Consider the following 9,774-nt stretch of genomic DNA (forward strand, 5'->3'; position numbering starts at 1 on the left):
TTTCGTTATTGAGTTGTTCTATATCAGAAACTTTTAATGCAGTTAGCGATTTAATCCCTTAAATTGATTAACTATTATTGCGAATTGGTATTATGCATTATTAAAAATATGTAGCGTTAATGATACCACTATATGCAGCTATGTTTCTATAATCAATCCAAACAATTAGTTAGCGGGTATTAAGGCGCATTGCGCTGAGAAGGATCTGTTTTAAAGCTTTTTAGCAAACTTTGCGGGTCAACCACCTCGGTATGCTCTTTAGCAGCCTGCGCCCACCATATTAGTTGGCCAAACGTGCGTGAGAAATAATTAAACCACGATGATTGACTCTCTCCTGCAACAGGTTTGCCATCCTCACTAAACACATCTTGCGCTTTTGGCACGTGGATCATAGCCGATACCGGCAAACAGCCAAGTTCAGATAAAAAAGTACGCATACAAATGGCCGCTCTTACACCACCCCACTGTCCTGCTGAGTAAGTTACTATTGCACTTGGTTTATACGAAAATAGTGAGCTACCAAAATGATTAAGTAAGTCAGCGAGGGCTGGACTCATGCTGTGATTGTACTCAGGACTAATCATTATATATCCATCTGCGGCTTTAATTTTATCAGCTAATAGAGTGAGCTCTGTAGGTGCATTACTTTTAGCGTATGCAAAGTGTGGTTTAAATACGTTTTCGCTAGGAAAGTCCAACGCATCAATTAGCTCAAACTCATGATCGCCAAAATGCTCTGTTAAGCATTCTATACAAGCCCTAGAAACCCTTAAACCTAAGCGAGCTGGCTTTGGTGGAGTGCTATCGCGTACTGTGCCTAAAAATACTAAAAACTTCATATGTAATTCTCAACTTTTTTAAACGATAGCTAAACACTAACATTTTTTAGTTATTGTGTATTACACATACGCATTGTTTATTGATTCAAAGCATAATAATAATTAAATTTAAAACTGAATTTAGCAACAACCGCGCCGTTAAACATATTTTATCGTGTGTTACTATTTGATCCTAAGATCGATTTAATCATGCAGCAAGAGTTTTACCCAGTAGGCTCTGAACTGCCTAAAAGTAAAACACACTGCTGCAAACTCACCCTCGAAAAGCAAACACTCCCTAGTATTGATAACTTAGCCCTACACCACCCCAAAATATATTTCGAAGTGTCTCGTCACCTGCAAAGCGTTTTTCATCTTTATTAACGGCAATGCTATAGCTTGTATATGTGTATAAGGCTAACTGATTAAAAAGCTGATACGACAAGTTTGCAGTAAACTTTACGTTGTTAATTCCGTTGTGCCCATCACTAACATACCCCGCATTAAACCCCACGCCCGATTGAATATCCAATAATAGTAAATCGTTAATATAAAAATCTTTTTTTACTGCCAGCTCCAAAAATGTACCGCTGGCATCAAATGAATGATAAACACTACTTAATAACTGAATATCGTCTGCATAGAGATAAGCAAAGTCGAGGCTTAGCTCATTATCGTGAGCATCAATGCCTTCTTCACGAGCTTTAATATAGTTATAACCTACATACATCTCTATCCGCTCAGATAAGTGAGCGGTATAAATAGCATTTAAATTAAGCTCTGAATAATCACTACTAATACCTTTTGCCGCCCAAGGGATCACCGCAAAGTTTTTATAATTAAACTCAGTAGCAATTGATACAATACCATTACCGGCAAGGTTATCTCGACCTTCGGTTACATATCGGCTTTCCCATAATGGGTGAATATGTAAATCAAACTCTTTATTTTTATAATTTACGTCAGTATGGGTATGCTTAATATTTCCGCCTACACCCACTTCAAGCTCTTGATAGTGCTCTTGTGTTTTTGCTTGTGCGTAAGCTGTATTTGCACCCGCTAGAGTCGTAATAACAAATACATATTTTAAATAGTGAGTCATTTATTAAGTCCAAAACCATCATAAAGGGTAAATGTGGCGCATAGTATTGTTATAAAACGTGTTAGCGCAATAAATGGATGCATATATATTGTTTTATTTATTAGATTTGAAGTATTTACTAAGTATTACCCATAAACTACAAGTTGCAATTAGCTCGGATTTCAACCAACAAACCAAAGCTATATACGCACCGAGCAATGCTCTAGCAGGTACTTAATTTAATAGTTAAAATGATAGTTATAGTACTCACGGTGAGGTGTTCCCTATTGCAAAAACAGGAAAAGTATAAGTAGGAAGTGTAAAAAAGTGCGATAAAGGGGAAAACTATAAGCAGCAATAACTCATTAAGCTGCTTATTATTCTTAAAATTATTAACCTAATTTGTTGGCCAGTTTAGTGATTTAAATAAGCCATAAGGACAATCAGTGCAACATAAAAACAAAAACCGAGTAAGAAGATTAAGTCGACTCTTCTAGCTTTACTCGCTTTATAAGATGCAAAATCCTTAAACTCGCTTTTATACTGCCCAAACGTTACCACTTTTAATAGCAGCCAGCCGGTCGAGTAAAACAAGAAGCTCAAACAAGTTTCAACTATTAGCCAAATAAAAATCTCAAATGCAATACTCATTAACTATGTCCATTAGTTTGGAATACAAAAACTATATCAGCTATGTGTTTAAAATACAGCCAGCTAAGTTAATTAAGGTGTAACAGTAAATTTCGTTAAACCTATTAACTGACCTGATTCGGTGACTACTTTTACTTGCCACTTACCAACAGAGTCACTAGGGAAATTTACCTTGTGGGTCCATGCTCTGTACCCTAGCTCTCTCCCGCCGTTTATATTTAACGTGATCCGATCAACTTCTTTTTTATTATGAAGCCACACATGAAATATTTTTTCATTTAAGCCTCTTGGTGCTTTAACAGCAGTCCAACTATATAAACCTTGATGGTGCAGTGTATAAGAGTCTAACTGTTTAATACTCCCTACTGGCTTTTTATGCTGTAAATCAACTTCATGAGCTAACGTAATATCGGTTAATCGCAGCGCTGCAGGAGGCACAAAGCTTCTTAATTGCCACACAGCAGTGCTCAAAGCACATAAAATCAATACAAGAATAGGAAAACGCCACCAGCGTGCATTAGGCATTAAGTTGTTTAAACTCGGTAGAGTAACCACTACAGCCGTTACAAGGGCTGCGGCTAAGCTTTGGCTCGTTGTAAGGTTCAACAAAATAGGTAAAGTAACAAGCAAAACAACGAATAAAGCAAAGTTATGAAACACACTAAATAACGTGCGATTTCTAGCAAGTTTTTTGTAATAAAAGGGGTCTATAACCGATATAACCGCACACAAAACAATGAGGGAGGTAAAAATTGCTTGAGGATGATCCCACTGTGTAACCGCTAAAAAAAACGGTAAAGCAAAAAATAAGCTTTCTTGCTGCACCATTTGTAGCGCAAAACGCATTACATTAGGAGATACAGCCACACCAAACTTTTCTTCTACTTTGTCACGTAACCAATTATCAATAATTAGCCACAACCAACTAATAAGCAAAAATATCGCAATAACTTGCGAAAAAGACTCTTTTCTATCTACAAGTGCAAAGCTAGCAACGCCCGACAAAAATGCCAATACAGCCAACAATCCAGGTCGCTTTTGCATCGCGCTTATAAATTTAGCGATTATATTTTTACAGTAATCCATGTATAAGTGTTTCCGTACAGGTACGTACTTTATTATTTTTATTCAGAGTATGATTAGTTTAACCAAGTTTAAATGAACAACAGATAGACGGATGGATTTAAACGCGCCATTTAACAGTACATCAAACTAACCATTTTAATTAAATAAAAGCTCGGCATAGCGCGTCATTGGTACGTTTATTAATTTTTGTAACGTGTGAGCCTTAGCAAGTAATTCATCCTCACTAAGTACAGGCATTTTATTGTTAAAAGCAAAAACAATTTTATTACCGCCTTCAATAATAAAACTAAGAATCTTTCCTGCAAATTCTTTCTCAAGAAGTTGATCAAACGCTTCCCTCTGCCCAACTTTGGTATGGCAAATATTAAGTACTAAAACACCATCAAAAGTGAGCGCATTTTTACAATCGCGTAAGTAGGATGATTGCACCTGATCTGATTCCATCCCATCTGAGCTATATAAATCAGAAAAAATAACATCCGTTTTTATCTGCGTTTTTTTCATGTAGTTTGCCGCATCATCAATATGAATAAACAAACGTTCTGACACAGGCAGTTCAAAATATTTTATAGCCATATCAGCCACGGCTTTACGGTATTCAACGGTATGTATGGTCAGTGCAGGAAACGCATGATAAAGACTTTTTGCTATAGAGCCCGCCCCAAGCCCCATTATCATCGCGGTTTTTAAGTGTGGAATAAAAAAAAGCGCAGCCATCATAGCTTGCGTATAAGCTAAGCTTAACCCGTTTATATTATTTAATTTAATACAGCTTTGATAAATTTTTCCGTCAAAGCTGAGAATAAGATTTTTTTTTGTTTGATATACATAAACAGGGCCATGCTCATCAATAGTTGATGCAATACAAGTGCCTTTGATATCCACGAATACTCAATAGGTGAGGTGATGAAAAACGAGTATAACTTACTTAACGCACTGGCATTGCCATTAATATGGTTTATAGCCTTTTATTAATTTACAAGCATTTATATACGTACTTAGAAAAGTCGGTTTATCTTTTGAGATTAGATTAGCTAAGGTATCTACTTATATAGCTAGATGGAACTTACCCGTGACGACATTTATTATAAACAGCGACTTAACATACTAAAAATTTGGCTAATGTACTGTTATAGCTATAAAAAAACCCCTTTGAATATTCCTCATGTTCAACATGAATAAAGTGCACGCCACCACCAAAGAAGTCTAAACGGCTAAACATCTATCTTTTATTTTTATCGATTTATGCCTTTTTATCGTCAATTACTACGTAATCGAATTTAACAATAATGATTAATGAATATGACTCATGTTTTATGTGAAATTAAACCGTTTTTCTTCATATACCAATCAACGTATAAATTACTCATCCCTTAGCGCTAAACACTATTGCTAACAACTTAAAGCTGCTAAATAACAAAACCAGCTAAGTAAGTTGCAAGGCTAATAAAGCGCAGAGCATCAATCAGGTTTAAATTATAAAATTGGATATAAACACGATGAAAAAAGATTTTACATTTAATATAAAGAGCGTTTCACTCGATGAAAATTATCATCCATCAACTAATACGCGTATCACAACCAACTTTGCTAATTTAGCCAGAGGTGAATACCGCAAAGCAAACTTGCGTAACGCCTTAAACATGATTAACAACCGTTTTAATGCCCTAGCCCACTGGGATAACACCAAAGGTGAGCGTTATGCTGTTGAGCTTGAAATTGTCTCTGTTGAGATAGGTATTGAAGATGGCGGCGAAAGCTTCCCCTCTATCGAAATATTAAAAACAAATATTGTTGACCATAAAACTAATAAGCGCATTGAAGGCATTGTAGGAAACAACTTTTCATCGTATGTGCGCGACTACGACTTTAGCGTACTCCTACAAGAGCATAACAAAGGCAAGCCTCAATTTAGTATTCCTAATGACTTTGGGGTTTTACATGGCAAGCTATTTCAGTCATTCGTAAATTCGGATACATACAAACAAAACTTTAAAAAACCACCGGTTATATGCCTAAGTGTGTCAGATAACAAAACCTACAACCGCACCGAAAACCAACACCCGGTACTTGGCGTAGAATACGAACCAAATGAATCGTCTTTAACTGAGCAATACTTCAAAAAAATGGGCTTGCAGGTACGTTACTTTATGCCGCCAAATAGTGCAGCGCCTTTGGCATTGTTTTTCTTTGGTGATTTACTTAATGATTACAGCAATCTTGAGCTTATAAGCACCATTAGTACGATGGAAACGTTTCAAAAAATCTACAGACCAGAGATTTATAATGCCAACGCAACAGCGGGTAAATCATATAAACCAAACTTAAAAAACTTGGACCACTCACTAACGCAAATTGTGTATGACCGAGAAGAGCGCGGCAAATTAGCAAACGAGCAAGGCAAGTTTGCACAAGAGCATTTTATCAAGCCGTACCAAACGGTTCTTGAGCAATTCTCTACTCGCTATCTGTCATAACAACTAATAGTAACGCGCTTAACGATACGTTTAATAATTAACTAAAATATACGGCATTATTTATTATGAAAAAATTACTACCTACATCTACCGCTGGCAGTTTACCTAAGCCTTTATGGCTTGCAGAGCCAGAAACACTTTGGTCACCTTGGAAATTACAAGGTGATGAATTAACCCAGGGCAAACACGACGCCCTACGCTTGTCATTATTCGACCAACAACAAGCAGGTATTGATATTGTTAGCGATGGTGAGCAAACAAGGCAGCATTTTGTAACTACATTTATAGAGCACCTAAATGGCGTTGACTTTGAAAAACGCAAAACAGTAAAAATTCGTGACCGATACGACGCAAGCGTACCTACAGTTGTGGGCCCTGTCAGCCGTCAAAAGTCTGTGTTTGTTGAAGACGCTAAATTTTTACGCAAGCAAACCAAACAACCTATTAAATGGGCATTGCCAGGCCCAATGACAATGATTGACACGCTTTACGACGATCATTATAAAAGCCGCGAAAAACTAGCGTGGGAATTTGCCATAATTCTCAATCAAGAAGCAAAAGAGTTAAAAGCTGCAGGCGTTGATATCATCCAATTTGATGAGCCCGCGTTTAACGTATTTTTTGATGAAGTGAACGACTGGGGAATTGCCTGTTTAGAGCGCGCAATTGAAGGTCTTAAATGCGAAACAGCTGTGCATATTTGCTACGGCTACGGCATTAAAGCCAATACAGATTGGAAAAAAACACTAGGAAGCGAATGGCGACAGTACGAAGAGGCATTTCCTAAGCTTCAGCAATCTAATATCGATATTATCTCACTAGAGTGCCATAACTCGCATGTACCAATGGATTTACTAGAACTCATTCGCGGTAAAAAAGTAATGGTAGGCGCAATTGATGTAGCAAATCATACTATCGAAACGCCAGAAGAAGTAGCTAATACGCTACGTAAAGCACTGCAATTTGTAGATGCCGACAAACTCTACCCGTGTACAAACTGCGGCATGGCTCCACTACCTCACCATATAGCCAGAGGTAAACTAAATGCCTTGAGCGCTGGGGCTGAAATTATAAGAAAAGAACTAAATAAGTAAAGTCGGGTTTAAATCTACATACGCCCTACGATGAATCAACTTACCTAACGGCATTGAAAAGTAAGAGAACACCACTGTTAAAACTTGCGGTGGAAAGTGAGCTTAAATGCTTGCTGTCCATCTCAGGGCGTGTTGTTATAATTTTAATTAGCTGTAAACCCAAATTTTGACACATCATTAGTCCATTTTATTCTAGATTCTTCCGTAGAGTTTATAATTGAACCGATCATTTTACTTTTTGAAAACCAACAAACACTAGTGTACATGTCTTTAACTGTTTAATGGCTGGAGCCCCTTGAAATAAAGAATAATACCAAGGTGGAGTATCCATTGTGATCACAATACGAGCTGTTTTATTTATTTTAAAAATATTTTTTTTAACCAGTCAACCTTACCATTGGTATAAACTATAACGCCTTGAAGTTTAGACAATGTTATCCCTAACTGCTTAGCTTCTTTAATTAATACAAGAATCTCAATATCTGACTCTTCATATACCCTGTAACGACCTTTGCTTTGAGGCTGCCTGATTAGCACTATTTTTTGATGCATCGCCGATGTACATAAGTACCAAACTTATAACGAGCCATGGGTTGATGAGTGTTTTGTTTATTCACTAAGCGATGACAAATAGTTGGTTACAATGTGCTAGGCAAGAGCGCAGCCAACTGTTTAAAATCCGTTTAAGCAGCTTGTTTTATTTATCCAAACCATTGTTTTAATGTTTCTTTTGCTTTTATCGCATGCTCACTTTTAATATAAGCAGCTACAGCCGCAATTGCTGCGACTAAAACACCAAGATCATCAGAATAACCTATGATAGGTGTAATATCAGGGATCGCGTCTATTGGCGAAATAAAATACCCAAGGCCCCCATAAACTGTAGTTTTAGCCCAAGTCGGTGTGTCTGAATCTTGAGCTGAGTAATATAGCTTTAGTGCTGGTTCTAGGACTGTTTCTCCTGCAACCTTTGCAAAGTTTTTAGTTTTATCCCAAAAACTATTTTCGCTAAACTCTTTTTCAAATTTATTATCTGACAATTTTAATTACTCCATTTCTGAGTGAAAACCCCTATCACTTAAGCACTTGATTTTATCGCTTTCAGGCCGTCCTAATCATCAGTAATCAAATTTAGAAGAGGCTCTTTTATAGTCTCAACTTTTGAGCCAAGTATTGTTAGTTTACTTTTATCATCTGATACGGCGTTGATTACATAAATTAAATGGACACACTGATCAATATACCTTTCAGTTGGTGATCAATACATAAGTACGATTCCTATTACGGCAAACCATAATGCTAATAGGCTTTGTTTTCAGGAGTTGTTGAGGTTTACTACCGTGTTTGGATTCACTCTTAACGAGTAACCAAACAAGCCTATTTTAACTAAACAATAACTAAACAAGAAAACAAGACAGCCACTCTATTTTTAATCTGGCTATTCACTTTTAGGTTGAGAATTTATCTTTTAATATTGGGTTACTTTTATTTCATCCATTAAATAAGTCATTAGCACGTTAAAACCTGAATTACACGCATGATAATAACTACATAATTGCAGTTTTAATGTTTACTGAATGGTTTTACTGAGTAGCTTAAGTATTATGCGAGTAGCTTTTCGCAGTTGCTAATATTTGATCGCCGTTTCCGCTTTAAGTTTTCACAGTAACTTGCTTGTGAAGTGGGCCTGCCTACTGCACCATGAAATACGCGCGTAAATTGCGTAGTCAGCTTTAACCAGTTCTCTGGGGATATATTAAGCCTTTCTAACAAAGGTAGGTTCATGTTATCAATATAGCCGCGTTTATCCTCTCGTATTATTCGCCCTGTTAGCTCAACAAGTTCAAGGTACGATTTAAGCTCAAACGGCAGTCCTTTAGGCATAATCTGACGTGGCATACCTGCAAAACGTAGTAACTGTTTAGGCTGTTTACCTTCTGTCGCGCATGTTAAGCGCTTTTGTACACTGGTATGGTCTGACTCTTCTGGTGTGTTAGCCATTTTAGCCCTAATGGGATTTAAATCGACATAGGCCATACACGCTGCAAGTGCTGCTTCATCTAGTAATGCTTGCGATTTGAATCTACCCTCCCAGAATCGTCCTGTGCAGTTATCTTCTTTATTTGCTCTGCGCGCAATGTCTTCATTTAACAACCGCATAAACCAGCTAATACTTGCTAGGCGTTCGCGGTATTGTTTAACCGTTTGGTTGAAAAAGATGAGTTCAACTTTACTTAGCTTTTCACCTTGTACATATTTTTGCGTTAACAATGTGCCTTTACAGAGTTTATGCCAGCGAATAACAATCGCTTTATCATTCAGCCTGTTTGCTTTCTTATCATCTACATATAGTACCAAATGGGTGTGATTACTCATTACGGCATAAGCACATACATCAATACAAAATACCTTTGCTAATTCAAGCAGCTTATCTTCAACCCACCCTCGTCGATGCTCGTAAGATTGACCAGTAAAACGGTCTTCTCCACATAAAAATGCACGACGAACACAGCGTGAAATACAGTGATAGTATTTTGTATCAACCAAACTTACTTGACGCTTTCTTG

General features: G+C 37.1%; 10 protein-coding genes. 2 read left to right on the forward strand and 8 right to left on the reverse strand.

What is annotated here, in order from left to right:
* Nucleotides 1-179: 179 nt before the first annotated feature.
* The 5 genes from L654_RS0114375 to L654_RS0114400 all read right to left on the reverse strand — a co-directional run bounded on the left by L654_RS0114375 (nt 180) and on the right by L654_RS0114400 (nt 4,521).
* Complete coding sequence (locus tag L654_RS0114375) at nt 180-839, reverse strand: NAD(P)H-dependent oxidoreductase (RefSeq protein ID WP_024608276.1); 660 nt, start codon at nt 837-839, stop codon at nt 180-182.
* Between the two features lie 277 nt (nt 840-1,116).
* Nucleotides 1,117-1,920 carry a hypothetical protein gene (locus L654_RS0114380; protein WP_024608277.1) on the reverse strand — a complete coding sequence of 268 codons (804 nt, stop codon included), beginning with the start codon at nt 1,918-1,920 and terminating at the stop codon, nt 1,117-1,119.
* A 393-nt stretch (nt 1,921-2,313) separates the two neighbouring features.
* On the reverse strand, nt 2,314-2,550 hold the full coding sequence (locus L654_RS1000000128700) for a hypothetical protein (protein WP_024608278.1): 237 nt from the start codon (nt 2,548-2,550) through the stop codon (nt 2,314-2,316).
* Nucleotides 2,551-2,622: 72 nt separating this feature from the next.
* Complete coding sequence (locus tag L654_RS0114395) at nt 2,623-3,636, reverse strand: DUF5924 family protein (protein WP_024608279.1); 1,014 nt, start codon at nt 3,634-3,636, stop codon at nt 2,623-2,625.
* Nucleotides 3,637-3,771: 135 nt separating this feature from the next.
* Complete coding sequence (locus L654_RS0114400) at nt 3,772-4,521, reverse strand: ATP-binding protein (protein WP_024608280.1); 750 nt, start codon at nt 4,519-4,521, stop codon at nt 3,772-3,774.
* A 614-nt stretch (nt 4,522-5,135) separates the two neighbouring features.
* Here L654_RS0114400 and L654_RS0114405 point away from each other — a divergent pair.
* Together L654_RS0114405 and L654_RS0114410 are read left to right on the forward strand one after the other, a co-directional pair.
* Entirely contained in the window at nt 5,136-6,113 is a 978-nt protein-coding gene (locus L654_RS0114405; RefSeq protein WP_024608281.1) for a DUF1852 domain-containing protein, read from the forward strand.
* Nucleotides 6,114-6,178: 65 nt separating this feature from the next.
* Nucleotides 6,179-7,207, forward strand: coding sequence for a methionine synthase (locus L654_RS0114410; RefSeq protein ID WP_024608282.1), 1,029 nt, complete (start codon nt 6,179-6,181; stop codon nt 7,205-7,207).
* Nucleotides 7,208-7,564: 357 nt separating this feature from the next.
* Here the strand turns inward: L654_RS0114410 and L654_RS1000000127630 are convergent, their stop codons facing one another.
* From L654_RS1000000127630 to L654_RS0114425, 3 genes are all read right to left on the reverse strand, one after another.
* Nucleotides 7,565-7,759 carry a MerR family transcriptional regulator gene (locus L654_RS1000000127630; protein WP_076915513.1) on the reverse strand — a complete coding sequence of 65 codons (195 nt, stop codon included), beginning with the start codon at nt 7,757-7,759 and terminating at the stop codon, nt 7,565-7,567.
* 149 nt (nt 7,760-7,908) lie between these two features.
* Entirely contained in the window at nt 7,909-8,247 is a 339-nt protein-coding gene (locus tag L654_RS0114420; protein WP_024608283.1) for a YkvA family protein, read from the reverse strand.
* Nucleotides 8,248-8,809: 562 nt separating this feature from the next.
* A partial coding sequence (locus L654_RS0114425; protein WP_024608230.1) for a transposase occupies nt 8,810-9,774 on the reverse strand: 965 nt, incomplete at its 5' end.

Origin of the sequence: Pseudoalteromonas sp. TAB23 (genome assembly GCF_000498075.1) — a bacterium.
Classification (GTDB): Bacteria; Pseudomonadota; Gammaproteobacteria; order Enterobacterales; family Alteromonadaceae; genus Pseudoalteromonas; species Pseudoalteromonas arctica.